The following is a 25,945-nucleotide window of genomic DNA, read 5'->3' as shown; positions in this document are numbered from 1 at the left end:
TAATAGTGTCGCCTCTTGTTTTATAGTACATCAACGAATTTATTGTTTTCCTTTTTTAAAGTTGTAGTTAGTTCCTTTGTTGTACTTCTGGTACATCTTCTTATCCTCCTCCCGCATTTGTTTTACTTTATCCAGGTCCTTGCTATAGGCAGCGATGGTTTCTTCCTGTTTTTTCAGTTTCGCCGATGGAAGTGTTTGCTGTTTTTTTCGCAGGCTGGTTACTACCGAATCGGCCAGTGCACGTGCCCGATCATACTGGCCCGCATCTACCCGGGTAAGCACTTCATCAAACCGATCTGTAGCTTCGAATAAAGCGATCATCTCCTGCACCAGCAGGTCTTCCGAATTTTTCACCAATGATGGTTCACTGGCAGGTTCCAGGCTTATCGTTTTAGAATCAGTAACCGGCTTGAAGTCGGTAGCTTCTACAAATTGTAACTTGCATTTGAAAGCAAGAGATTCACTGATAGCTCCCCGGCTCCTGAATTTAAACAAGATGCCTTTTTCATCGCGCGAATAAACATCGTTAAGGCGTACCTGCACTTTTCCGCCTTTTATCTCATAGGGATAACCGTAAGCTTTCACACATTCCAATCCGTCTGGTATATTGATTTCTACCAGTGAATTCTGTGCCACCACACTCAACAGGCCTTTCAATTCAGCGGCAAAGATGCCGGGAATTTTATCAGGGTTGTCGATGAAGTAGTAATTAGCCCTGCCTGTTTCTGCCAGTATGGTCAGCAGGTCTTCATTGTAATCGGCGCCCAATCCAAAGGTAGATAGTGCTACACCTTCTTCGAGGTACATGGAAGCTGATATTTTTTTGAGGCGTTCTGGATCGGTGATACCCTCATTGGCGAGGCCATCTGTCATGAGCAACACGCGGTTTACATATCCTTCTTTCTTCGTTTCTATCACTTGTGAATAGCCTTCCAACATACCACCAGAGAGATTGGTGGCGCCACGATCCTGCAAGGCCATTATTTTTTTGATCAATGCTTCTTTGTTCTTTACCGGTGCTGAAGGGCTCATTACTTCCACCTGGTTATCATAATTGACCAGCGACAGTACATCATCCTGGCTAAGCTGTTGTACCAGGAAGGCTGCCGCTTTGCGGGCGTAAGCTATTTTATCACCTCGCATGGAGCCGCTTCTGTCCAACACCAGGGAAATATTCAAAGGTGCCCGTTTCTTGTCCTGTTGAACTTCATTGCCTTTTACCTGTATGTATACATAGAACTCCTGCGAACTATTGCTCTTCAAATAGTATTTGCCGTTGGCATGCGCCATCCAGCTTACCGATCCTAATGAATCCATGTTGGTTTCATTTTGTGAGCCGGTGAATGTTATGTCATTACGGGATTGACCTTTTTGAGGATTACCTGTAAATGTTTTATCGGGAGCGTGAGCGATGCCGCAGGCAGTCATCAGCAGGCAAACTGCATAAAGCCATAGCGGCTGCAAGAAATGTTTCATGGGAGTGTTTTAATGTTATAAGGAATGCATAATGATGCACAACTGCTGCAATTGCATGCAACAACACTCTTAAAGCTATGTTAAGAAGGATTATTCGTAGCGCAGGGCTTCGATAGGATTAAGACGGGAGGCCTTAATAGCGGGATATAACCCGGCAAACAAACCTACCAGTGAGCAGATCACCACACCTGCTATCACCCAACCCCAGGGAACTACAAAGGTGGTAGATAACAGCAGCCCGGCAACGTTACCAAAAAGAATACCGACAACGATGCCAATGATGGCGCCCAGCAGGCTAATAATAATAGATTCGAGCAGGAACTGTATGCGTACATTTCTTGCCTTGCCGCCAATGGCTTTCACGAGACCAATTTCCTTAGTACGTTCAGTAACAGCCACCAACATAATATTCATAAGACCAATGGCTGCTCCGGCAAGGGTAATGATGCCAATTACTACAGCAGCAATGGTGATGAAGCTCAGGTTGCGCATCAGCATTTCCACGATGCTGTCGCTCTTATCGATCACGAAATTATCATCTTCCGTTACCATCAGTTTGCGGATAGGGCGGAAGATCCCGGTAGCCTCGCCGATAGCACCATCCATCAGTTTGATATCAGCCACTTTTATTTGTAAAGAGAAAGAAGCGTTGGCATTGGAGTTGAAATAACTACGCACATTGGAATAAGAAGTGATGACTGAATTATCGAGGCTTCTGCCCAATGTGGAGCCCTTAGCTGCCAGAGAACCTACAATCAGAAAGGGAATATTATTGATCTTGATGGTCTTGCCTACCGGCGCTTCTATATTGTCGCCAAAAAACTTCTTGGCCACGTCACGTCCGATAAGGCATACATTACGACCTGATTGAATATCCAGTGTGTTGAGGTTACGTCCAAAAGCAATGGTAAAACCGTTTAGGTCGGCATAGTTTTCATCACCACCCAATATCCATACGTTTGGATTCGTTTTTTTGCTACCGGCTGAAACAATAGCGTTGCGGCTGCCAAATATATTCATGCTCACCTGGGCCGGGAATTGGAAAGTAGATTTGAAAGTTTCGGCCTGTAGTTGAGTGATGGGCTTACCCTGGTTGGATTTCTTTTCTTTCTTTTTACCCTTTTGCTCCTTCTTGATCGAAGAGTTGTTGCCGAAGAAGTTACGCGGCTCCCGAAAGCGGATGGTGAAGCCGGTAGCGCCCATGGAGGAGAAGCTTTCCAGGAACTTCTGCTGCATAGCGGCAATTGCCGTATTGATGCCTATCAATGCAGCAATACCCAGTGCAATAATAGCTACTGTAATACCCGTACGTAGCCTGTTGCCACGCACCGTTCTAAAAGCTAAGGAGAAGGTATCCCGGAATGTCATATAAAATATGTCTCACTAAAGTAAGAAATATTACTGAACAGCGGGAGACGCTCATCAAATAGCCCTCACATTAGAGGAAATAGTAAAGCTTATCTATCAGCCATTGGGGGAAGATACCCAGTAATACCACGATAGCAGCCATGATCACCAGCAGTCCTTTGAAAGCCGGGGAAGCTTCCACTTCCTGGTTATCACCGTCTTTAAAGTACATGGCTTGTATAACGCGGAAATAGTAGTAAACACTGATGGCTGCACACAGCACACCTACAATGACCAGCCACATTACATGGCCATCATTTACGGCGGCGGTCAACATGTAGAACTTGGCCATGAAACCTGCTGTGGCGGGGATACCGGCTAATGAAAGCAGGAAGACCGTAGCAGCTGCAGCTAACACAGGCTGACGTTTGGCAAGGCCATTGAACCCTTCAAACGTGTAATCTTTCATCTTGATCAGCACGGCAAATACGCCAATGGTGGCAATGCTGTAAGCAGCTGTGTAGAAGATCAATCCCTGCTTGGCCACGCCATTCAGGGCTACCAGTGCAAACATCATGAACCCTGCCTGTGCTATAGAGGAGTAGGCCAGCATCCGCTTTACGCTTTGCTGGAATACGGCTGTGATATTACCAATGATCAGGGTGGCTGCTGTAATGATCGCTACCACCAGCTGCCAGCGTGGGCGCAACTCACCAAAGCCATCATCAAACAAACGCAGGAAGGCGATGAACGCTGCTGCCTTGATGATCGTAGCCATGAAAGAAGTGAACACCGTAGGCGCTCCATCGTATACATCGGGTGTCCAGAAGTGGAACGGAGCCGCCGATACTTTGAAGGCCATGGAGAATAATAACAATAGTAAACCAGCGCCCACCATTGGTGTCAGTTCTCCTGTTCCCAGGCTGATCACGTTCAGGTTGAAACTTCCTTTGGCACCATAGATCAGGGTGATACCCATCAACATGAGGCCGGTAGAGAAAGAACCCATCAGGAAGTATTTCAGTGAAGCTTCGTTACTCTTGAGGTTCCTTTTATCGGTACCAGTAAGAATGTACAGCGGAATAGACATGATCTCGATACCCAGGAACAGCATTAGTAAGGTGTTGAAAGAAGAAGAGATGCTGACACCACAGAGTATAAAGAAGATCAATGCAAAATAATCAGGCGTGCTGCGACCTACTTTTTCCATATCACGGCCCGACAGCAAGGAATACAGGAAGGTGCTGCCGAAAGCAATAGTGTTGAAGAGCAGGCTGAAGCTATCGAAGGAAAGCATGCCATGCACGTTCACCTTGAAGAGGTGTGTGCCACCCATCTCCAAAATATTCACTACGATCAGTAAGGCAAGACCAGTGAGTGCGGTACCACGGATAACAGCATTGTTCTTGCTGAATATTCCGCTGAACATCATCACTACACCCCAGATAGCCGATATTACAATTGCATTCATAACTTAAATCTATGCTTTCGCTTAAGATGGCTGTTTAATGATCATTCTTGATAAAATGGTGTCTACGCTACCCTGCGTAAGCTCCAGGAAGGGTTTGGGATATACACCGATCACCAGGATGGCGATGACCAGTACACCCAGTACAAACCTTTCATTGAACTTAACATCCTGAACACCGGCAGTGAGGGTATTGGTATTACCATAAAATACCCGCTGGATCATATTTAACGTGTATACTGCCGACAGGATCACGGTGATACCTGCTGCTGCTGCAAACACATAGCCCATTTTTGAAACGGAAGAGTTGAATACCCCGTTGAACAACAGGAACTCACCCACAAATGCGTTGGTCAATGGCAGGGCCACATTGGCCAGTGCCACTATTACCAGCAGAATAGCCAGTCCGGGCGCCTTTTGTGCAATGCCTCCCAGTTCAGATATTTTGCGGGTGTGCAGCTGACGCTCGATCAATTCCACCACGATCCACATACCGATGATGTTGATACCGTGGTTGAACATTTGTATCATCACACCTTGCATGCCCTGGTCGGAAGTAACGAAGATGGCCATGCACATGAGGCCCACGTGGGCAATAGATGAATAAGCGATCAGGCGCTTCAGGTCATCCTGTTGCATAGCAACCAGTGAAGCGTAGATCATTCCGATCACACACAACAGACCTACTGTATCACCATTGAGCCAGGTAGCCATGGGCAATACAGGCGCCAGCCAGCGCAGGATACCAAACAAGCCCATCTTCACCATCACACCACTCAGTACCATGGTAGTAGCCGTGGGTGATTGCTCGTACGTATCGGGCTGCCAGGTATGGAAAGGAAACACCGGCATCTTAACGGCAAAGGCAATAAAGAACAGCCAGAAAACCCAGCCCTGCTCTTTGGTCGTAAGTGTGGCTTTATAAAAAGATTCGAGTGCAAAAGATTGATCGGGCGTATGCAGGTAGAGATAAATGATACCTACCAACATCAACAGGGAACCGATAAATGTATAAATGAAGAACTTGAAAGTGACTGCGATACGTTTTTCGCCACCCCAGGTAGAACACAGGAAGTAAGCAGGTATCAGCGCCAGTTCCCAGAAGAAGTAGAACAATAAAGCATCATACGCCAGGAATACGCCCATCAAACCTGCCTGTGAAAGCAGCATGAAGGCAAAGAAATTATGTGCTTTCTTATAACTGGCATTCCAGGTAGCCAGGAAGATCATGGGGAATGCAACCGCTGTCAACAGGCACAATATCTGGCCCATACCATCCAATCCTACTGTAAACCGGCTGCCCAACAGGGGTAACCACTCTACATCGGTGTGCAGGTCAGTTGCCTTTTTCATTACCGTCAATCCAAGCAGGGAAACAGCCAGCGTAATCACCGTGGAGAATACAGCCCAGGTTTTCACGCTCTTCTCCTGTTTAATGAAGAAAGCGGCCAAACCACTCAGCAACGGGATAACGATTAGTAAAACAGGTATCATTTCTGATTTCTAAATTTCTGATTTAAAGATTCTGACCACACTTATCAATGCGCACTACTGACTATTCACAACTTACTTTTTCACAAAGAACTGTATAACGAAGAATGCCAGTATGCCCAGCACCATCAGCAACACATAGCTGCCTACCTGACCGCTTTGCAACAGGCGCACCTGGCGGCTGCTGTAGCCTACCAACCGGCCAATGCCATTCACCGTCCAGTCGATCACATCTTTTTCTACAAAGCTGTTCAGGAATTTGCCCAGCCATTGCAGGGGACGTACAATAATGAAATTATATAGTTCGTCTACATACCATTTATTAGCGAGTACTTTTCCAAAACCAGTAGGCTCTCCCAGCTCAGGACGCTTGCTGTAACGCGCTATAGCATAGAAAATAGCGATCACCGCCAGGCCTACAGACGCGGCCATCAATCCATATTCAGTGGTATGATCGAGGTGATGTCCATGTGCATGTTTGGCAGACTCAGCGAAAATAGGATCGAGGAAATGTTCCAGCGCGTGTGCATTCGGCATCAGCACTTCAGGAATGCCAACCCATCCACCAGCCACGCTCAACACTGCCAGTATGATCAAAGGCAGCGTCATAGCGATCGGGCTTTCATGGGGATGGTGACCATGCAGCTGCTCTGCTCCACGGAACTGACCCAAGAAAGTAGTAGCGTACAGGCGGAACATATAGAAAGCAGTCATACCTGCCGTCACTAAACCAATACCCCAGAGAACAGGGCTCTTGGCAAAGGCTGCGGCCAGTATTTCATCTTTGGAGAAGAAGCCGGAGAAAGGCGGGATACCTGCAATAGCGATACATCCCAACAGGAATGTAATGTGCGTGATGGGCAGGTATTTTTTCAAACCACCCATTTTGCGGATGTCCTGCTCATGGTGCATAGCATGAATAACTGAACCGGCACCAAGGAACAACAGGGCTTTGAAGAAAGCGTGTGTCATTACGTGGAATACAGCGCCGGTATAAGCACCAACACCGAGACCCAGGAACATATAACCCAACTGGCTCACTGTAGAATAGGCCAGTACTTTCTTAATATCATTTTGCTTGATGGCAATCGTGGCCGCAAACACTGCAGTTGCCAGACCAATAACTGCTACAACGGCTTGTGTGGTGGGCGCCAGGGTGTACATGATGTTGCTGCGCGCGATCATGTAAATACCCGCCGTCACCATCGTAGCCGCGTGGATCAGGGCCGATACAGGTGTAGGACCCGCCATCGCATCAGGCAACCAAGTATATAATGGTATCTGGGCACTTTTACCGGTAGCACCTACAAACAGTAATAAAGTGATGCCTGTAATAACCACACCGCCCTCGAGCGTGCCGGCTTTTTCTGCTACCTGCTTGAACAGGTCGCCATAAGTAACCGTTCCAAATTGGTTGATGATCCAGAAGATGGCCAGCAGGAAACCGAGGTCACCGATACGGTTCATCACAAAGGCTTTCTTGGCAGCGTTGGTATAATCAACATTCTTGAACCAGTAGCCGATCAGTAAGTAAGAGCAAAGCCCTACGCCTTCCCAACCAATGAACATGATCACCAGGTTGGAGCCGAGTACCAGCAGCAACATGGAGAATACGAACAGGTTGAGGTAAGCAAAATACCGGGCAAAATGCTGTCCTTCCTCTTCGTGCATATAAGCCGCAGAGTATACGTGTATCAGGAAACCGACACCGGTAATGATCAACAAGAAAAGAGAAGAAAGCTGGTCGACCTGGAAGGAGAAAGGAATGGATAGTTTACCCACCTTAATAAAGTCGAACAGGTCCACTACAGCAGTGTGCCCTGCTTTTACCTCCAGGAAGATAAGCAAGCTGATCACGAAAGAGCCTAAGATCACGCCACTGCCAATAATACCTGTGAGGGATTTTGAAAGCTGCTTGCGAAACAGGCCATTGATCAAAAAGCCGATCAATGGAAGCAAGGGAATTAACCACACTAATTGTAAAACATTCTTCATAAAGCCTTTGTTGGAAGTCGGAAGCCAGCCGTGAGCAGCTTTTCATAGCTGCTTTTCGCCTTACTCCAGATCTTAGTGTTTCAACCGGTTAAGGAAATTAACGTCTACTGAATGTACATTCCGGTACATCATTACAATGATAGCCAGGCCCACACTTACCTCCGCTGCCGCTACCACCATGATAAAAAATACAAACAGTTGTCCATCGATCCCTGCAGTGGGATTGGCGGCCACGCCTTTCAGGTGGTGCATTTTGGAAAATGCAACCAGCAACAGGTTCACGGCATTCAGCATGAGCTCAATGCACATAAAGATGATGATGGCGTTGCGGCGTGTAAGTACACCAGTGATACCGATGCAAAACAGCGCGATGGACAAAACGATGTAATATTCAATATTCATAAAACAATATGCTAATTAATCTCCTTTCTTACCAATTACTACAGTACCTACCATCGCGCTCAGAAACAATACGCTGCTGATCTCAAAAGGCACTACATAGTCAGTAAACAATGTTTTACCCAGTTGCTCGATAAGGCCAATGTTGCCTGAATTCAACTGCACCGCAGAACTCTTCACATCGGCATCTTTCAGCGCGGCAACCATTACAAGGAGTAAGCAGCCGCCAGCCACAATGCCGGCCATGCGTAACCACTTGTTCTTTTTGGGCTCGGTTTCTGCATTCAGGTTCATCAACATGATCACGAACAGGAACAGTACCATGATGGCGCCTGCGTATACGATCAGGTTCACAATACCCAGGAACTGGGCATTCATCATAATATAGTGGCCGGAAATGGCAAAGAATGTAACGATCAGCCACAGTACGCTGTGTACAGGATTACGGCTGATAACAACCATCAGGGCGCTGCCCAGTGCCAGTACACTCAAAAAGTAGAATAATATTTCAGATATGCTCATTGCAGTACGCGGGTGGTTTAGTTCGCCTGTTGTTGCTTATTAGCCCGGTTGCCCAGTGCTTGTTTATATTCTTCGGGATTCTCTTTGGGGTTTGGTATCAGCAGGTCGGGCTTACCATAGATAAATCCTTTGCGCTGATAGTTGGCCGGAGCAAAAGTCTCACTCAGGTATACTGCATCTTTGGGACAGGCTTCTTCACACAAACCACAAAAGATACAACGCAGCATATTGATCTCGTACCTGGCCGCATATTTCTCTTCGCGGTACAGGTGCTCTTCACCGTTCTTACGTTCTGCTGCTTCCATCGTAATGGCTTCAGCGGGGCAGGCTACTGCACACAAACCGCAGGCTGTGCAACGCTCACGTCCTTCCTCATCACGGTTCAACACATGCAAACCGCGGAATACAGGACTGAAAGGGCGCGTCTCCTTTGGATAGTTGATGGTGGGCTTCTTCATGAAAACGTGCTTCAGCGTAATCATCATACCCTTGAAGATATTCCAAAGGTATAGCCGCTCCACAATAGTCATGGGCTTACGCTCCACCGGCTTCGCTCTGCTCGTTAATGCTTGCATACTAATTAATTACATGTTACGATTGCTGACCCAGGCATCTTTATGGCTGCAAAGAAATCGAATTATTATCTAATTACAGCAGGATGCCCGGCTCCTTGTTTATTTTTTCAGCTGGTACAGTATCACTGCAGCTGTAATGATCATATTGAGCAATGCCAGCGGCACCAAACGCTTCCAACCCAAGTGCATCAGCTGGTCATAACGGAACCTCGGGATGGTCCAACGTACCCACATGAACAGGAGGATGAAGCCTACCACTTTGGCAAACAGCATACCTCCCTGCAACAGGGCCATCCAGTTCATTCCAATCTTCTCTGTCAGCTGTCCATCATTCACAAACGGAATGTCATAGCCACCAAAATACAGGGTAGCCATTACCGCACTGCTGATGAACATATTGATGTATTCTGCGAACAGATAAAATCCAAGTTTCATGGAAGAGTACTCCTGGTGGTAACCAAAGTTCAACTCGTTCTCCGCTTCGGGAAGGTCAAACGGTGTACGGTTACATTCTGCAAAAGCGCAGATCAGGAAGATGAGGAAGCCTAATGGCTGGTATACTACATTCCACACACCATCGATCTGCCCGCCAACAATCGCACTCATTTTCAAAGAGCCTGTTACCAGCAACAGCGCGATCAGCGAAAGGCCCATCGGTAACTCATAAGAGATTACCTGGGATGCACCACGCAGCGCGGCCATCAGGGAGAACTTATTGTTGGAAGCCCAGCCGCCGATCATGATGCCATAGATACCCATGCTCACGACTGCGAATATGTAGAGGATGCCAATATTGATATCAGTGATCTGTAGGTTTACTTCTCTGCCAAAGAAATCGATCTTACCACCCCAGGGAATAACCGCCGATGTCATCATCGCTGCCAGCATCGCCAGGCAAGGGCCCAGGATGAACAGCCATTTGTTGGAGGTATTGGGGATGATCTCTTCTTTCATGAACAGCTTCAGACCGTCGGCCAGTGGTTGGAACAATCCAAAGGGACCGGCTCTGTTGGGACCACGGCGGTCCTGCATTACAGCCGCTACCTTACGTTCGGCCCAGGTTTCATACATCGCAATGCCCAGCGAAACGGAAATGATACCAACGATCAATACCAGTTTCTCGATCAGGAACAACCAGTCAAATGCTAATAAGGTAGAATACATATTATAAGAGTCAACTTTTAATCACTAATTACTTCTTGGAAAAATCGTCCGAATGCGCCGGCCCTGCAATCTTCGACAGCTCGATATTCGGCTTATTCACCTGGCTCACATCGTGGATATCCATCAGTAAGCGTGGCTTGCGGCCTTCCAGCACTTCCGTCAATGTTTCCTTCGGTTTATGCAAGCCAACATAATGGCCTTGTGATATTACCGACTGACGGCTCACCTTCGTAGGCCCTTCGATCACCCAGTCGCTTGTTAGTTTCTTATCGAAACGGCATTCGTTACAGATCCAGTCTTCTACCTCACCCCACTGATCTTTACGGGCAGTAACGCGGTATACTTCATCGCCCCTGTTCCACAGTGTTACTTTACCAGAACACTTGGGACAATCGCGGTGAGCATCCACTGGTTTCAGGAACCATACGCGGTTCTTGAAACGGAATGTTTTATCGGTCAGGGCGCCTACAGGGCATACATCGATCACGTTGCCGATGAAATCGTTGTCCAATGACTTCTCGATATACGTAGCGATCTCAGCATGGTCGCCTCTGTCCAGTACACCGTGTACACGTTTGTTGGTGAGCTGATCAGCGGTGAACACACAACGGTAGCACAGGATGCAACGCGTCATGTGCAATTGGATATAAGGGCCCAGGTCGTGTTTATGGAATGTGCGCCTGCCAAATTCATAGCGGGTGCCTTCTTTACCGTGGTCATAACCCAGATCCTGCAGGTGGCATTCACCAGCCTGGTCGCAGATCGGGCAATCGAGGGGATGGTTGAGCAGGAGGAATTCTACTACGCCTGCACGGGCATCGATCACCCGCTCGCTGGTAATGTTCTTTACCACCATGCCATCCATTACGTTGGTACGGCAGCTGGCTACCAGCTTGGGCATCGGACGAGGGTCGGCGGTAGAACCGGCAGCTACTTCCACCAGGCAGGTACGGCATTTACCACCACTGCCTTTCAGCTTGCTGTAGTAGCACATTGCCGGTGGGGCAACATCACCTCCAATCATACGCGCTGCATTCAGGATAGAAGTTCCTGGCTCCACATCAATGGTGATGTTATCGATCGTAACCTTAAATAGTTTCTTTTCTTCGGCCATAGTTATATTTCTTAACGGCTAAAATGTACGGTTCAAAATCCTTACGCTGTTGCTGCCGGTACCGGTCTTGGATCGGCATAGTGGGCCAGACCAAAGTTCCTTTGCTGGCTTTCTACCGGGTTCAGCACGTGCCATTCAAACTCATCGCGGAAATGGCGGATGGCGGCAGCCACGGGCCATGCAGCAGCATCACCCAGCGGGCAAATGGTGTTGCCTTCGATCTTGCGCTGGATATCCCACAGCAAGTCGATATCGCTCATCTTACCTTTCCCGTATTCAATGTTCTTTAAGATCTTTTCCATCCAGCCTGTTCCTTCACGGCAGGGTGAGCATTGCCCACAGCTTTCGTGACGATAGAAACGGGCCAGCGTCAATGTGTGGCGCACCACGCACTGGTCTTCATCCAGTACGATGAAACCACCACTACCCATCATGGTGCCGGTAGCGAAACCGCCATCGGCCAGACTTTCATAGTTCATCATCCGTGTATCGCCCTTCGCTGTTTTGAACAACAGGTTGGCAGGGAGAATGGGAACTGATGAACCGCCAGGTATACAAGCTTTCAGTTTTTTACCATTGGGGATGCCACCGCAATATTCTTCGCTGTAGATGAACTCTTCTACAGAGATGGTCATATCGATCTCGTATACACCAGGTTTATTGATATTACCGCAGGCAGAGATCAATTTTGTACCGGTAGATTTACCTACGCCGATCTTCACATACTCTTCGCCACCAAGGTTGATGATGGGCACTACAGCCGCCAGGGTTTCTACGTTGTTTACCACCGTTGGGCAATCCCACAAACCTTTTACGGCAGGGAATGGTGGCTTGATGCGTGGGTTACCACGTTTGCCTTCGAGTGATTCGATCAACGCAGTTTCTTCACCACAGATGTAAGCGCCGGCGCCACGCTGCACATAGATCTGGCAGTCGAAGCCGGTGCCCAGGATGTTCTTGCCCAGCCAGCCATTGGCATTGGCTTCGGCAATAGCCTGCTCCAGTATATCGGGTATCCACGCGTATTCACCGCGGATGTAAATGTAAGTTCTGCTGGAACCGAGGGCATAGGAAGCCACGATCAACCCTTCAATGAGCAGGTGAGGGATGAACTCCATCAGGTAGCGGTCTTTGAAGGTCCCGGGCTCCGATTCATCGGCATTGCACACCAGGTAGCGGGGCACGCCTTCGGGCTTGGCCAGGAAGCTCCACTTCATACCGGTAGGGAAACCCGCACCACCACGACCACGCAGGCCACTCTTCTTCACTTCTTCCGTTACCTGGTCGGGGCTCATATTCTTTAATGCCTTCTCTACACTCGCATAGCCACCCTCACGGCGATACACGTCGTAGGTACGTATACCTTCAACATGTGCTTTCTCTAATAATAATTTTCTGCCCATTGCTTGATTTGAAATTAGTGTGTTCTTTTCAACACGTACTTATCAGCTAACTTCCCGGTAATACGCTTACCACTCTTATCCAACTGCACCAGGTTGTCAGCCTGTTTCACATATTTGCCGGGAGCATCTTTAATATCCAGTATCAATGTATCGCCGCGCATCACATACTTACCCGTATCGGTAAACTCATTACTGCCTGGTCCGGATGATTTCCTGCCCATATACAGTGTTCTCTTCTGGTAAGAGGAATCACTCAGCAGGCTCAGGATCACTTCCTGGCTTTCACAATCAGCACAGGGTAATACACCCGAATAGCTGGCTGTTACCAAAGGAGGCGCCGGTGTAGGCATGGCATCGGACAAAGAGTCGGCGCTGATAGCAGCCGTATCCCTTCCTTTTGCCTCTTCGTTGGTCTTACCTGCGTTTGAATCCTGACAAGCTACTCCACCTACTAATACAGCGATACATAAAGAACTAATTATCCTCATAACGTGCAATTTTACAGGAACGAATTATCAGTTCATGGAAGTTGCCCTGCTACGGCATTCTTCAATGATCTGATCAACCTTTTCCCGGGTCAGGTGCTCGCGAAAATGCTTGCCCAATTGCATCATCGGCGCGTAGCCACAGGCTCCCAGGCATTCCACGGTTTTGAGGGTAAACAGGCCATCGGAAGTAGTTTCTCCTACACCAATGCCGAGTTTTTCTTTGATATAGTCAATGATCTGGTCACTGCCATTCAACATACAGGGGCCGGTTTGGCAAACCTCGAACAGGTAGCGGCCAACCGGTTTTAAATTGTACATACTATAGAAAGTAGCTACCTCATACACTTCGATGGGTTCGATGCTCAGCAAGGAAGCAACATAGTCCATTGCTTCAGCGCTCAGCCATCCGCCAAACTCTTCCTGCGCCAGGTGCAATACAGGTATCAAAGCACTCTTCTGCTTGCCATCGGGGTAACGGGCAACGATCTCCTGTACTTTCTTTAGTTTGTCCTCAGTAAAAACCATAATATCAATTAGAAAATTTGACAATTAAGCGTCTAACTCACCTGCAATCAGGTTCAGGCTACTCATTACAATGATGGCATCGGCCAGCATCGCACCCTTGGTCAGCTCCTCATAAGCCTGGTAATAGATGAAGCAGGGACGGCGGAAGTGCAGGCGGTAAGGCGTGCGGCCACCATCGCTGATGAGGTAAAAGCCTAGCTCACCATTGCCTCCTTCTACCGGGAAATACAATTCACCTTTCGGTATATCAATCTCACCCATCACGATCTTGAAGTGATAGATCAGCGCTTCCATCTTCGTGTACACGTCCTTCTTCTCGGGCAGGTAATATTCCGGCACATCGGCGTGGAATACTTCTGCTTCTGCACCTTTGAAAGCCTGTACCTTTTGGTAAGCCTGTTCAATGATACTGAGCGACTGCCACATCTCCTGGTTGCGCACCAGGAAACGATCATAACAGTCACCGGTAGAACCTACAGGTATTTCGAATGTAAAATCTTCGTAGCTGCTGTAAGGAGTATGGATGCGTACGTCGTAGTCGACACCGGCGGCACGCAGGTTGGGACCTGTGAAGCCGTAGTTCAACGCTCTATCGGCGCTGATAGGGCCGGCGCCCATGGTACGCTCCATGAAAATGCGGTTGCGGCTGAAGAGGTTTTCAAACTCTTTCAGCACTTTGGGATATTCGCGGAGGAATTTTTCGAGCTTCTCGAAAGCAAGCGGTGTAAAGTTTCTTTCAAAACCACCAATACGGCCCATGTTGGTAGTGAGGCGTGATCCGCAGACTTCTTCGTAGATCTCATAGATCAGCTCACGGTATTGCATCACATACAGGAAGCCTGTGTAAGCACCACTGTCTACACCCACGATGGAGTTACAGATCAGGTGGTCGGAAATACGCGCCAGCTCCATGATGATCACCCGCAGATAATCCACCCGCTTGGGCGTCTTAACACCCAACAGCTTTTCGCAGGTCAGGTGCCAGCCCATGTTATTGATGGGAGAAGAGCAATAATTTAAACGGTCGGTGAGGGTGGTAATCTGGTACAGCGGTCGGCGTTCTGCCAGCTTTTCAAAAGCCCGGTGGATATAACCTACTGTTTGCTCGGAAGAAATGATGCGCTCGCCGTCCAGCTCAAGGATATTCTGGAATACACCGTGCGTAGCGGGGTGCGTAGGCCCCAGGTTAAGCGTGGTGGTTTGCTTCTCGATTGAGCCTTCCGGTAGCCGGATATTTGAATGTTGTATTACGTCAGACATTACTGTCTTGTTAGTTTAATCTTGAATTAGTTCTTAGTCACCCTGAGTCTGACGAAGGGTATCGATCAACTCAGTATAAAGTATCTTATATAACAGATCCGCCGCGGCCAAACATCTCATCGTCTTTATCGATCCTTGTCTGGTCTTCCAGCGGAAATTCTTTCCTCATGGGGAAGTAATCCATTTCATCCACATTGAGCACACGTTTCAGGTTGGGATGTCCTACAAAGTTCACCCCAAAGAAATCGTATGTCTCTCTTTCCATCCAGTTGGCGCCAGAAAACAGCGCGGTAGCGCTGAATACATCCGGCTTGCTGATGTCGGTATATACCTTGAAACGAATACGTATATTCTCGGTCAGGTTGTGCAGATGATACACTACGGCCAGTTCTTTGCCGGTGTTATCAGGATAATGCACCGCCTGGAGGTCGGTCAAAAAACGAAATTGCAGCTCCGCGTCGTCAAACAGGAACTGCATTATTTTTAAGTTGAGCTCTTTGGGCGCTTCGAAGGTGAGCATGCCGAAGGGTTCTTCAAAACCAGTCACCTGTTCGCCAAATTTTTCTACCAGTCGTTGTTTAATATGTTCGTAGGTCAATGCCATATAGCTTATTGTATTCCGTAGCTTTCCATCAGTAGTTTGTACTTATCACTGTTCCTTCTGCGCAGGCTTTCCTTGCCCACCAGGTCCTGCACACGCATGAAGCCGTCCAGTACCGCTTCGGGCCGGGGAGGACAACCGGGCACATATACATCCACCGGGATGATCTGGTCGATGCCCTGCAGTACACTATAAGTGTCAAAAATACCTCCACTGGAAGCGCAGGCGCCCATGGCCAGTACCCAGCGGGGTTCTGCCATTTGCAGGTACACCTGTTTTACAACGGGGGCCATTTTCTTGGCAATAGTACCCATTACCATCAGGAGGTCGCACTGGCGTGGGGAAAACCCTACCCTTTCAGCGCCAAACCTGGCCAGGTCATAATGAGAAGCCATCGTGGCCATGAATTCAATACCGCAGCAGGATGTTGCAAAAGGTAAAGGCCAGATAGAGTTTGCACGGGCCATACCTACTACCTGCTCCAGGGTGGTAGCCATAAACGCTTCGCCCATATAACCTTCGGGGCCTTCTTGCACCAGCTTCACCTTGGTTTGACCGTAAATATTATATTGAACAGGACGTGCCATACAATTTGAATTTGAGAATTAGTTAATCTAAAAATGCATCCGTAATTATAACAATCTGTCACACCCTTCGGTTCCCCTCATAAGCCTCTATCACGCTTTCAATCAGCCACATTAACGCATTTTAATCTTAATCTTCCCAGGTTAACGCTCCTTTCTTGATTATATATATAAACCCGCAAAGGAAAAATCCTACAAACATGAGAACAGCCAGGAAACCATCCCAGCCAAGGCCTTTAAAATTCACAGCATAAGGGTAGAAGAAGATCACTTCCACATCAAAAAGAACGAAAAGAATAGCAACGAGGAAGTACTTAATGGCCATTGGTTGGCGTGCATCGCCATGGCTCTTGATACCGCTGGCAAAGTTTTCCAGCTTATCAGCCGTATTACGCTTGGGGCCAAGCCAGTGTGTGACCCCCATCATAACAGCTACAAATACTACAGCGAATAGGAGTTGCAGACCGATAGGTAAATACCAGAAGGAGTTGTCCGGATTCTGGGCAACGGTAGAAACTTGCAACAGGTACATCATCAAAAACCCGTTTTTGTTTAGGGGCAAAAGTAATACAGCATCCGCAATTTCCAATTTTGAAACTTCAAATTCAATAAAATAAAAAAATCCCTGTTATCGCAATAACAGGGATTTATACTATTAATGTTATCAGTTCGTTATCGCCCGGTCGGCTTGGTACCACCAGTACCTGCTGCGTTACCACCAGTTTTGGGCTTGGTAGCAGGCGTGGTGCTTTTTGCTGGTTTACTGAGCGCTTCGATGAACTGAGTAGCCATTTTATCAGTTGGCTCCACATCCAGAATGCGCTGCAGATAGTAGATCGCAGAATCTTTATCCTTCTTCACGTTGTTCTGGTAACCAGCCAGGATACGAAGTGATTCGATGATCTGTGGTTTATATTTAGTAGAATCAAGACGCTTGGCATTGTCCAGCAATTGAGCGTACTCAGGAGCTGCAATGTGCATTTCCAGGGCCGTATCTATATCACGGGCAGCACGGGCGCTCCACAGGTAACCATAGATCTCGTTGGGATACTTTTCTTCGTAAGTCTTGAAAATCGCGATAGTAGAATCATAATTCTTGGCCTGGTAATGGGCAAAACCATAATTGTACAGGTCGCGCTGAGTAGGATTGGGATCCATGCGGTAAGCCTTTCCTAACCAGATAGCTTCCTGGTTGCGATCGCCTTTTGCTTTTGCTAATGCAGCCGCTTTGCCGATATACTTGAGCTTATTTTCCATTGCAGTATCTACTGATATTGCCTTCTCCAGGTTGGCAAATACTTCCGCTTCTGCTCCGGGTATTTTGCTGTTGATCTTCGCCAGCTCTTCATAGTCAGTGCCTCTGATAGGAACTTCTTCTGTTGCTTTGGTGAAGAAAGTATTCATCGCTGTTTTAGCGCCATTGGCATCACCCAATGTATCGGCAGCATAGGCTACCAGACGGTACATACGGGGATTTACTTTATCGCCATATTGAGCGATCAGTGCTTCAGCCTTGGTCTTTGCTTCTGCTGGTTTACCGGAAGAGAACAGGAAGTCTGTTTTCAGGTATTCCTGCTCAGGTCCCTGGTCGGCATTGGCGATGAATTTATCGAGGTATGGACCTGCTTTGTTCACGTCCCGGCTATACCAGTAGTAGAACAGTTCATAGTAAGCAGGCGTATAAGCGGGGTCAAGTGCTACAGCCTCTTCAAAAGCAGGCAAGAAGTAATCCTTATTGCCTTGTGTGAGGTATACTTTACCGATCCTGTATTTGGCTGCTGCCAGTTTTGGATCAAGGCCCAGTGCCTTGGTGTAAGATTGTACAGCATTACCACCGTCAATCAGTTTCCTGTAAGCATCACCCATCAACAGGTATGTTTCAGGATCCTTGAAATTCTTAACTGCGGTAGCCAGGTTCAGCTTTTCGATCGCGTAGTTTGGATCACCGATTCCTGATCTTGTCAGTGTGTTAGCACGACCTACTGCATTGAATACTTCTATATCTTTCCCTTTGGTAAGGGTGATAGCTGTTTCAAAACGTTGACGGGCATCGTTGGCTTTGCCTTCCATCAGTTCAATCTGACCCATACCTGCGAGTAACAGGGGCGCATTGCCATTTTGTGTCAGTGATTTCTGGTACAGGTTCTTAGCGCCTACAGAGTCTTTCAACTCCAGTAAGGTTTGCCCTAACCAATACACAGCATCGATATTGTTCGGGTTGGCGGCGAGTACTTTTTCAAATGTTTCCTGCGCACTTTTCCAACGCTCGTAATAGAAAAACTTCTTGCCCTGATCTACGCTCTGGGCAAAAAGAACGTTGCCTGCCGTGACAACCGTTGCTACTAATAAAGTGAATGCTCTTTTCATCTCTCGATTGCTGATTTTAGAGTTGTTAAAATGTACGGTATTTTTTGGTTGTTTTACTCTTTAATTTGCATCGGCCTTACTTCGAATGTACTCCTGCCTGGTAACAGATAAGCTCTATAAAATATCTTCTGTCCCTTATCTACATTGACGAGAAAATTCCGGAAACCGCTGCCAAGCCCCTCATAATTTTCCTTTAAAATATAATACAGCGGCCTGATCATCGGATAGCGGTTAGCGGCAATATTATACTGCACCGGATCAACATACGTGCCTGAGCAACCTTTACACTCCAGCTTCGCAATTTTCACTTTCTGCAGGAACGTTTGCTGTGTTGAATCCTCTTTATTGCCGATCCAGCTCACCCCTATCAATCCAATCGCATCCGTATTCTTTGATACATACTCAATTACCGCTTCACTGCTGGTAGCCGCCACTACATTTTTTCCCATGGGCTGGCCTTTTAGCAAGGAATCTGTTACAAACCTCACCGTACTGGTAGAGGTGGTACCATCCAACAGCACTTTGTATTTGAAACCGCTGACCCCTTTTACCATACCGCGTATGTCCTGCATGGTAAAGAGCGTATCCCGTACTTCGTTATTGACAACGACGGCAATGGCGTCATATGCCAGGATCCCGAATACGGGTTTGAATTTCAATTTCGTTGCCAGGGTTTGGGTCTCACCATCTGTCAGCCCCCTGGTCACGATCACCAGCCGCGTACTGTCCTGGTTCAAATCCCGCAGACATTCTGCTTCCGGCTTATATTCTACAATGAGCTTTGCTTTAGCGTTTTGCGATTCAAAGACTTTGATCTGAGAATCGATCACCGGTTTAAAAGATTCGTCTACGCTGATGTGAATGGTGCCGGTTTTCAAGGTGTCCTTATACACGGGCTCATTTCCACTTTGGCAGCCAACCATCAACAACATGCCTACTCCTACGATCCCTATGCCTATTTTATAAAGTCTGCTAAATTTCCTATTGCGTTTCATCCCTCAATAATTTTCTTTTCTCCGGTTAGTCAAAAACCTTTTACAACGGCTACGAGTATGACCGCTGCTGAGCTGTTTGAATAATCGGATAATGGCCGGATAAGAGAACCTTTCAAATACCTTACCGGAAATGGTATTTACAGTTCGGTTGGATTGGATTTTATAGATGCATTTCCTTAGCGGAAATAGTTTTTCTTATACCCTCTGTAAATTCTGAACCCTCCATACAACAAACAAAATCCTGCGAATATGTAGGAGAAAGGTTTGGTCGGGAATTCAAGTTCGAAACCCAGTTTATCGGACAACAGGAAAAACAATCCCATCGCCAAATAGATAAGCCCCATGCCATAGTCCATCAACGCGCGCCTGTACACATAGGCTTTTTGTCTTTTGTCTTCTGCTCTTTTTTCTTCTGATTCTGCTGTCATCCGATTTGCTTAATGGGTTCGGGCAAGATAAGAAATAACCGTCAATTGAACATCTTGGGTATTATTTTACTCGAAAATTAATACGCCTTCCATCATCGAACTCTTATTATAAATTTATTCTTCGGGTACTTCAAAAATGATCGGGATCATGCAGTATACGGATACCGTTTTTCCTCCATCAGAACCAGGTATCCAGCGGGGCATTTTAGCCACCACCCGCAGTATCTCCTTTTTGAAAGCCTCATCGGCCGTAGCCATAAATTCTACGCCAGAGAGCTGCCCGTCTTTACTGACTATAAACCGTACCGGCACCTTCACCCGTTGACCCACTTCAAGGGCCTCTTCCGGCACCCGCAGGTGCCTGCCGAGAAACCGGCGGAGGGCATCCTGGCCACCCGGAAATTCCGGCATTTTATCTGCCACCGGCAGCACCTTTTCGACCTCGGGTGCAGGCGGAACGGCAGGCGCCGTACCAGCACCGCCGGTTGAGGCGGCCGGAGCTGGTGAAGTAGTTTCTGTAGGCGCCTCTCCATCCCTTGTTTCGTTGCTAATGGCAGCTGTTTCCTTTTCCAGCTCGTCGATCGGCGGTGGCGGATCGGCCTTCACATTTTCCGGAACGATAACCGGTACCGTACTCTTGATAGTTGCTACTTGTTTCTGTAGCTTATCCAGGGGTTTGGGCTGTTCTATGGGCTTTTCGACCTCTACTACATTCAAGACTACCGCTGTATTGTCCACAAATGGCGGGATCACGGTATCCTTTTCCATACTATTCGCCCAAAAATAGCCGACCCCGAGGAGCAGCACCAGCAACAACATGACGGAGAGCGCCTTCATTAACCGGCCGTTGTAGTTCTTGCGCAAGCTGTAAGCTCCATAGTCTTTGTTTCTTCCTTCAAAAAGTATGTCGAGCATGTCCGATTGCAGTATCATGTCTGGTTTCATCGTAATTGATTTTTTGCCCGGTGCCGCTATAGGCCACAAGGCGTGAATAAATCGTTGAAGATGAGTTTGTCAGCATGACTTGCGCAAGTCCTTGTTATTGAGATGCAGGCAGTAAAACAATCCACAAATCCCGGCTATGATTAGGAAGACTTTAAGAATTTGTCTGAACCTTGATTCTTTGGATTTAGAGGATTTAGCAGGAATGCGGTCTTGTGCGCCAGCAGTCCCAACACCGCACAAAGGTTGTGTCATCCATGTGCCAACCATGTGTCAAATGGGGGTGTTTACCAATGGCAGAAGCATCCCTGACACATGGTTGACACATGCCTTAGTGCCCCATTGCAAAAGGTTCACGGATTTTCAGCTTTTTTTCAGCAGTCTAAAATCATTCCAGTCAATGCGTTGCCCCAAACCTGCCCGGGCCTGATTATCTTTGCGGCTATGAAGATCTTAATGGTCTGCCTGGGGAATATATGCCGAAGCCCCCTCGCAGAAGGTATTTTACAGCATAAAAGCCGGCTGGCGGGGTTGGACTGGGTGGTCGACAGCGCCGGTACCAATGGTTATCATGTTGGCGAAGCGCCCCACCACCTATCCCAGAAAGTAGCCCGGCTACATGGGGTCGACATCAGCGGGCAACGGGCTCGCCGCTTCAGCGGGGTTGATTTTGACCAATACGACAAGATCTACGCCATGGCGGGCGATGTGGTAGAAGACATGAAACGGCTGGCTAAAAAGCAGTTCCAGGCCGGTAAGGTGGACCTGCTCATGAACGAGCTGCTCCCCGGCAGTAATATGGACGTGCCCGACCCCTGGTATGGCACCGAACCCGGCTACCATGAAGTATACAAAATGATCGACGAGGCTTGTGATATTATCATTAGCCGGTATAAATTATAACAACTGAAAAAAGCGATGAGCAAACCATCATTACCGCAGGGAACAAGAGATTTCGGACCGGAAGTAGTTCGCAAAAGACAATATATTTTCAATACCATCCGTACTGTGTTTGAGCTGTATGGCTTTCAGCCATTGGAAACACCCGCCATGGAGAACCTCGATACACTGATGGGCAAGTATGGCGAAGAGGGCAATAAATTAATTTTTAAGATCCTCAATAATGGTCTCGACAACCCAGCTAAGCATGCAGAGGCCCAGGCTGCTTTTGAAAAAGTATTGGAAGGGAAAAATGTAAAGGAGCTTACAGAAAGAGCTCTCAAATACGATCTGACGATACCTTTTGCCCGCTATGTGGCGATGAACCATGGGCAATTAACTTTTCCCTTCAAGCGATACCAGATTCAGCCAGTTTGGAGAGCCGACCGCCCTGCCCGTGGCCGCTACCGCGAATTTTACCAATGCGATGCAGACGTGGTAGGCAGCAACAGCCTGTTGAACGAAGTGGAGCTGGCAGCTATTTACTGGCAGGTGTTCAATAAACTGGGACTGAGCGTAGAGATCAAGATCAACAGCCGCAAAGTGCTAGCAGCCCTGGCAGAAGCCTGTGGCGGCAGCGACAAACTGGTGGATATTACCGTAGCCATCGACAAGCTGGACAAGATCGGGCTCGACAAAGTGAAGGAAGAACTGGCCACCCGGGGGCTCGATGAACAACAGATCGCCATCATTGCTCAATATCTTGCTATCGATGGCAGCAATGCCGAAAAGCTGAACAAGCTGAAAGAACTGACCGGCAGCCTGCCCACAGGCGCCAAAGGCATCGAAGAACTGGAATTTGTGATGCATCATTTCGGGGAACTGGTCAACACACCAGACGCCCGGCTCAACACACCCGGCTCCGGGCTCGCTATCGACCTTACGCTTGCCCGTGGCCTGAACTATTATACCGGCATCATCTTCGAAATAAAGGCCAATGGCGTGCAAATGGGCAGCATTGGTGGTGGTGGCCGTTATGATGACCTGACGGGCCTGTTTGGCGTGCCCAATATTCCGGGTGTGGGTATCTCCTTTGGTGTGGACAGGATCTATGATGTGCTGGAAGAACTGAAGTTGTTCCCTGCCGAAGTACAAACCGGCACGCAAGCGTTGTTCTTCAACCTGGGCGAGGCAGAAAGCAAAGCAGCTTTTGGCCTTATGCAGTCGCTGCGCAATGCCGGTATCCGTTGTGAGCTGTATCATGAGCAAGCCAAATTCGACAAGCAATTCAAATACGCGGATAAAAAGAGTATACCCTTTGCCGTCATTATCGGCAGTAAAGAGCTGGAAGCCCAGATATGTGTCGTAAAAGACCTGACCAAAGGGGAGCAGCGAGAAGTAACCTGGAATGAGCTAAAATCTGTATTTAACACTTAACACAGTCGTTTTTACCCACTTGACTGGTTATTTTGTGGTATTGGCTCATTAAAGCTGGCAAATCCCGTAACAATTTTGTTTATTTGAGACTGATAAATAAAAACCCTTTATGCAACGTACTTCATTATTAGGTCTGTTGGCCGTTACGTTGGTGTTGGTCGTTTCCTGCGGTACCGCTGATAAAGCAGCTATTGCCGTTCCGAAAGATGCAGCCGTCGTACTTCAAATTAACACCGCTTCATTATCTTCTAAATTAAGCTGGAAAGAAATTCAGCAAACAAACTGGTTCAAGGAAGCATATACCGAAGCAAATGATTCTCTCGCGAAAAAACTGTTGGATAATCCTGAGAACTCAGGTATCAATACAGAGACTGATCTGGTTTTCTTCGTAAAACGCCAGGCCAAACATGGTTATGCTGTTTTTGAAGGTGGCTTGAAAGATGCAGCTGCTTTCGAATCTTTCAACAAAAAGATGCAGCCTACTGCGTCCGCTTCAAAAGATGGCGATCTGAACATCCTGAAATTAAAGGATAACGGTATCGCTACCTGGAAAGATGGCCGCTTCATTTACGTATTTGATGCGGAGATGGATAACTCCAGAAGCTTTTCAGACGACGGAGCTTCGCAAGCTGCCCCTATCACAACTGATAGCCTCGTAAAATTTGCCAAAGGGCTGTATGACCTGAAAGGAGACGCCAGCCTGACCAGCGACAGCAGATTCAGCTCATTACTGAAAGAAGCTGGTGACGTACACATCTGGTTTAGCGCAGAAAACATATACGGTGGCGATATGTTTGGTGGCATGCTGTCTACCATGAAGATCAGCGACATTACCAAGGGTAATGTGACTGCCATGACACTGAGCTTCGACAATGGTAAGATCCTTGTAAAAGCAAAGGGTTATTACAATGACGAAGTAGCCAGCCTGATCAAGAAATACAAAATGAAGAACCTGGATGCCGATGCCCTGGCACGTATCCCTTCAGATAACATCACCGGTGTTTTCGCCTGGAACTATCCTCCCGAAGGATTGAAAGAGTTCCTGAAACTCGGTGGTCTGGATGGTATGGCCAATGGTTTCCTGGGTGAAGTTGGTTATAGTGTAGATGAATTCGTGAAAGCCAATAAAGGCGATATGATCGTAGCGGTTAGCGATTTCAACATCAAGAGTGAGCAGGTGACTATGCCCAGCTACGAAGAAGGTGGCCAGCCTTATACCTACAATAAAACAACACCCGATGTAAAAGTACTGTTTGCCGTTTCTATCAACGACAAACCTGCATTCGACAAGATGGTGGGTATCATAAAAGCCAAGATGGGTGATATGCCCGAAGGTGGTGGTATGCCTAAGATCAGCTATTCACTCAACGACAAATGGTTTGCTGCCGGTAACGCAGAAGATCAGGTGAATAAATTCCTGGCAGGCGGCGCCAACAACAAACAGCCTTTCATCAGCAAGATCTCCGGCCATCCTTTTGGCATGTATGTAGACCTGCAGAAGATCCTGAAAACTTCTGAAGCAGCTTCTTCCGACAGCACTGCGAAAGTGTTACTGGGAGAATCTATAAAGATGTGGGAAGATGTGCTGGCTACTGGTGGCGAACTCAACGATGGCGCTATGACCAGCCAGTTTGAGATCAACCTGGTAGATAAAAGCACCAACAGTTTGAAGCAACTGAATCAGTATGCCGACAGACTGGCTGCAACCAAGAAAAAAGGTTTCTAATATTTTTTCTTTTTATATCAGGCAGGGCTCACCCCCTGCCTTTTTTTATTAAGATAACCCTGCAGGCTGGTATAATTATTACAGATCGTTTATTTTTAACCATGACTATTACTCTCCAGGATGTATTGCCGGTTTACTTTGACGAGAGCCGGCGCCAGCAATCGGAAGTATGGGGAAAGCAGCTGGTGTTTGGCAAAGGCGAATACATCAAGATCGTAGCTCCCTCCGGAAGCGGCAAATCCTCGCTTACCCATTTCCTATATGGTATGCGCAAAGAATACAATGGGAATATCCTGTATGGCGATGCCAACATCAACCAGTTTACGGTAGAAGATTTTGCCCGGTATAGGAAAGATCATATCAGCATCGTATTCCAGGACCTGCGCCTGTTTCCCGAACAAACTGTGCGGGAGAACCTGGAGCTAAAGCGTCAGCTGAACCCTTTCCATCCACCGGAGAAGATCACTGAAATGGCCGAGCGGTTGGGTATCGGCAGCAAGCTATCGGTAAAGAGCCGTATCTGTTCTTATGGCGAACAACAGCGCGTGGCCATTATACGCGCCTTGCTGCAGCCATTCGATTACCTGTTGCTCGATGAACCTTTCAGTCACCTCGATGACAACAACTCGAAGAAAGCCATGGAGCTGATGCTGGAAGAAGCGAAGGCGCGCAACGCAGGCATCCTGTTTGCCGACCTGGAACGCATCGATTTTTTTCCCTGGACACGGTTGTATCACTTATAAGCAAACTGTAAAAAAT

The 25,945-nt window shown here is 47.6% G+C and carries 25 protein-coding genes; 4 read left to right on the top strand and 21 right to left on the bottom strand.

The genetic code is table 11. The features are described from left to right. Positions 1–39 precede the first annotated feature (39 nt). From AC5JBY_RS01705 to AC5JBY_RS01605, 21 genes are all read right to left on the bottom strand, one after another. The gene (locus AC5JBY_RS01705; RefSeq protein ID WP_495902807.1) at positions 40–1,476 is read right to left on the bottom strand and encodes a vWA domain-containing protein; all 1,437 of its coding nucleotides are present in this window, start codon (positions 1,474–1,476) and stop codon (positions 40–42) included. A gap of 90 nt (positions 1,477–1,566) precedes the next feature. After that, positions 1,567–2,844: an ABC transporter permease gene (locus AC5JBY_RS01700; RefSeq protein WP_495902806.1), complete on the bottom strand. Its 1,278-nt coding sequence runs from the start codon at positions 2,842–2,844 to the stop codon at positions 1,567–1,569. Positions 2,845–2,914: 70 nt separating this feature from the next. Beyond that, positions 2,915–4,294, bottom strand: a complete 1,380-nt coding sequence (locus AC5JBY_RS01695) for an NADH-quinone oxidoreductase subunit N (RefSeq protein WP_495902805.1) — start codon at positions 4,292–4,294, stop codon at positions 2,915–2,917. A 21-nt stretch (positions 4,295–4,315) separates the two neighbouring features. Next, positions 4,316–5,785, bottom strand: coding sequence for a complex I subunit 4 family protein (locus AC5JBY_RS01690; protein WP_495902804.1), 1,470 nt, complete (start codon positions 5,783–5,785; stop codon positions 4,316–4,318). Positions 5,786–5,857: 72 nt separating this feature from the next. Next, positions 5,858–7,777, bottom strand: coding sequence for an NADH-quinone oxidoreductase subunit L (gene nuoL / locus AC5JBY_RS01685; protein ID WP_495902803.1), 1,920 nt, complete (start codon positions 7,775–7,777; stop codon positions 5,858–5,860). A 72-nt stretch (positions 7,778–7,849) separates the two neighbouring features. Further along, entirely contained in the window at positions 7,850–8,179 is a 330-nt protein-coding gene (nuoK, locus tag AC5JBY_RS01680) for an NADH-quinone oxidoreductase subunit NuoK (protein WP_495902802.1), read from the bottom strand. A 15-nt stretch (positions 8,180–8,194) separates the two neighbouring features. Beyond that, the gene (locus AC5JBY_RS01675; RefSeq protein ID WP_495902801.1) at positions 8,195–8,698 is read right to left on the bottom strand and encodes an NADH-quinone oxidoreductase subunit J family protein; all 504 of its coding nucleotides are present in this window, start codon (positions 8,696–8,698) and stop codon (positions 8,195–8,197) included. Between the two features lie 17 nt (positions 8,699–8,715). Continuing rightward, entirely contained in the window at positions 8,716–9,273 is a 558-nt protein-coding gene (nuoI, locus tag AC5JBY_RS01670; RefSeq protein ID WP_495902800.1) for an NADH-quinone oxidoreductase subunit NuoI, read from the bottom strand. Positions 9,274–9,372: 99 nt separating this feature from the next. After that, positions 9,373–10,437 carry an NADH-quinone oxidoreductase subunit NuoH gene (nuoH, locus tag AC5JBY_RS01665; protein ID WP_495902799.1) on the bottom strand — a complete coding sequence of 355 codons (1,065 nt, stop codon included), beginning with the start codon at positions 10,435–10,437 and terminating at the stop codon, positions 9,373–9,375. A gap of 28 nt (positions 10,438–10,465) precedes the next feature. Beyond that, positions 10,466–11,551: an NADH-quinone oxidoreductase subunit G gene (locus AC5JBY_RS01660; protein ID WP_495902798.1), complete on the bottom strand. Its 1,086-nt coding sequence runs from the start codon at positions 11,549–11,551 to the stop codon at positions 10,466–10,468. Between the two features lie 41 nt (positions 11,552–11,592). Next, positions 11,593–12,954: an NADH-quinone oxidoreductase subunit NuoF gene (gene nuoF, locus AC5JBY_RS01655; protein ID WP_495902797.1), complete on the bottom strand. Its 1,362-nt coding sequence runs from the start codon at positions 12,952–12,954 to the stop codon at positions 11,593–11,595. 14 nt (positions 12,955–12,968) lie between these two features. Further along, entirely contained in the window at positions 12,969–13,442 is a 474-nt protein-coding gene (locus tag AC5JBY_RS01650) for a copper resistance protein NlpE (RefSeq protein WP_495902796.1), read from the bottom strand. Positions 13,443–13,469: 27 nt separating this feature from the next. Next, positions 13,470–13,967, bottom strand: a complete 498-nt coding sequence (locus AC5JBY_RS01645) for an NADH-quinone oxidoreductase subunit NuoE family protein (RefSeq protein ID WP_495902795.1) — start codon at positions 13,965–13,967, stop codon at positions 13,470–13,472. A 24-nt stretch (positions 13,968–13,991) separates the two neighbouring features. Then, positions 13,992–15,227, bottom strand: a complete 1,236-nt coding sequence (locus AC5JBY_RS01640) for an NADH-quinone oxidoreductase subunit D (protein ID WP_495902794.1) — start codon at positions 15,225–15,227, stop codon at positions 13,992–13,994. Between the two features lie 85 nt (positions 15,228–15,312). Continuing rightward, positions 15,313–15,831: an NADH-quinone oxidoreductase subunit C gene (locus AC5JBY_RS01635; protein ID WP_495902793.1), complete on the bottom strand. Its 519-nt coding sequence runs from the start codon at positions 15,829–15,831 to the stop codon at positions 15,313–15,315. A gap of 5 nt (positions 15,832–15,836) precedes the next feature. Continuing rightward, a complete protein-coding gene (locus AC5JBY_RS01630) occupies positions 15,837–16,415 on the bottom strand; it encodes an NADH-quinone oxidoreductase subunit B (protein ID WP_495902792.1) in 579 nt (192 codons plus the stop codon). Positions 16,416–16,542: 127 nt separating this feature from the next. Beyond that, entirely contained in the window at positions 16,543–16,947 is a 405-nt protein-coding gene (locus AC5JBY_RS01625; protein WP_495902791.1) for an NADH-quinone oxidoreductase subunit A, read from the bottom strand. 137 nt (positions 16,948–17,084) lie between these two features. Next, on the bottom strand, positions 17,085–18,779 hold the full coding sequence (locus AC5JBY_RS01620) for a tetratricopeptide repeat protein (protein ID WP_495902790.1): 1,695 nt from the start codon (positions 18,777–18,779) through the stop codon (positions 17,085–17,087). A 53-nt stretch (positions 18,780–18,832) separates the two neighbouring features. Beyond that, the gene (locus AC5JBY_RS01615; RefSeq protein WP_495902789.1) at positions 18,833–19,774 is read right to left on the bottom strand and encodes a PstS family phosphate ABC transporter substrate-binding protein; all 942 of its coding nucleotides are present in this window, start codon (positions 19,772–19,774) and stop codon (positions 18,833–18,835) included. Positions 19,775–19,950: 176 nt separating this feature from the next. Beyond that, complete coding sequence (locus AC5JBY_RS01610) at positions 19,951–20,202, bottom strand: hypothetical protein (RefSeq protein ID WP_495902788.1); 252 nt, start codon at positions 20,200–20,202, stop codon at positions 19,951–19,953. A gap of 114 nt (positions 20,203–20,316) precedes the next feature. After that, a complete protein-coding gene (locus AC5JBY_RS01605; RefSeq protein ID WP_495902787.1) occupies positions 20,317–21,147 on the bottom strand; it encodes an energy transducer TonB in 831 nt (276 codons plus the stop codon). Positions 21,148–21,588: 441 nt separating this feature from the next. On the opposite strand from AC5JBY_RS01605, the gene AC5JBY_RS01600 reads away from it, so the two are divergent. From AC5JBY_RS01600 to AC5JBY_RS01585, 4 genes are all read left to right on the top strand, one after another. Then, the gene (locus tag AC5JBY_RS01600) at positions 21,589–22,047 is read left to right on the top strand and encodes a low molecular weight protein-tyrosine-phosphatase (protein WP_495902786.1); all 459 of its coding nucleotides are present in this window, start codon (positions 21,589–21,591) and stop codon (positions 22,045–22,047) included. 15 nt (positions 22,048–22,062) lie between these two features. Further along, positions 22,063–23,460, top strand: coding sequence for a histidine--tRNA ligase (hisS, locus tag AC5JBY_RS01595; protein WP_495902785.1), 1,398 nt, complete (start codon positions 22,063–22,065; stop codon positions 23,458–23,460). A gap of 109 nt (positions 23,461–23,569) precedes the next feature. Further along, the gene (locus AC5JBY_RS01590; RefSeq protein ID WP_495902784.1) at positions 23,570–25,186 is read left to right on the top strand and encodes a DUF4836 family protein; all 1,617 of its coding nucleotides are present in this window, start codon (positions 23,570–23,572) and stop codon (positions 25,184–25,186) included. A 101-nt stretch (positions 25,187–25,287) separates the two neighbouring features. Next, positions 25,288–25,929 (top strand): ATP-binding cassette domain-containing protein, encoded by a 642-nt coding sequence (locus AC5JBY_RS01585; protein WP_495902783.1) that lies wholly within the window; start codon positions 25,288–25,290, stop codon positions 25,927–25,929. The last annotated feature ends 16 nt before the right edge of the window (positions 25,930–25,945 follow it).

This window comes from Paraflavitalea sp., assembly GCF_059502485.1.
The sequence above is the reverse complement of the archived record's forward strand: the minus strand, read 5'-3'. Positions and strand labels throughout refer to the sequence as shown.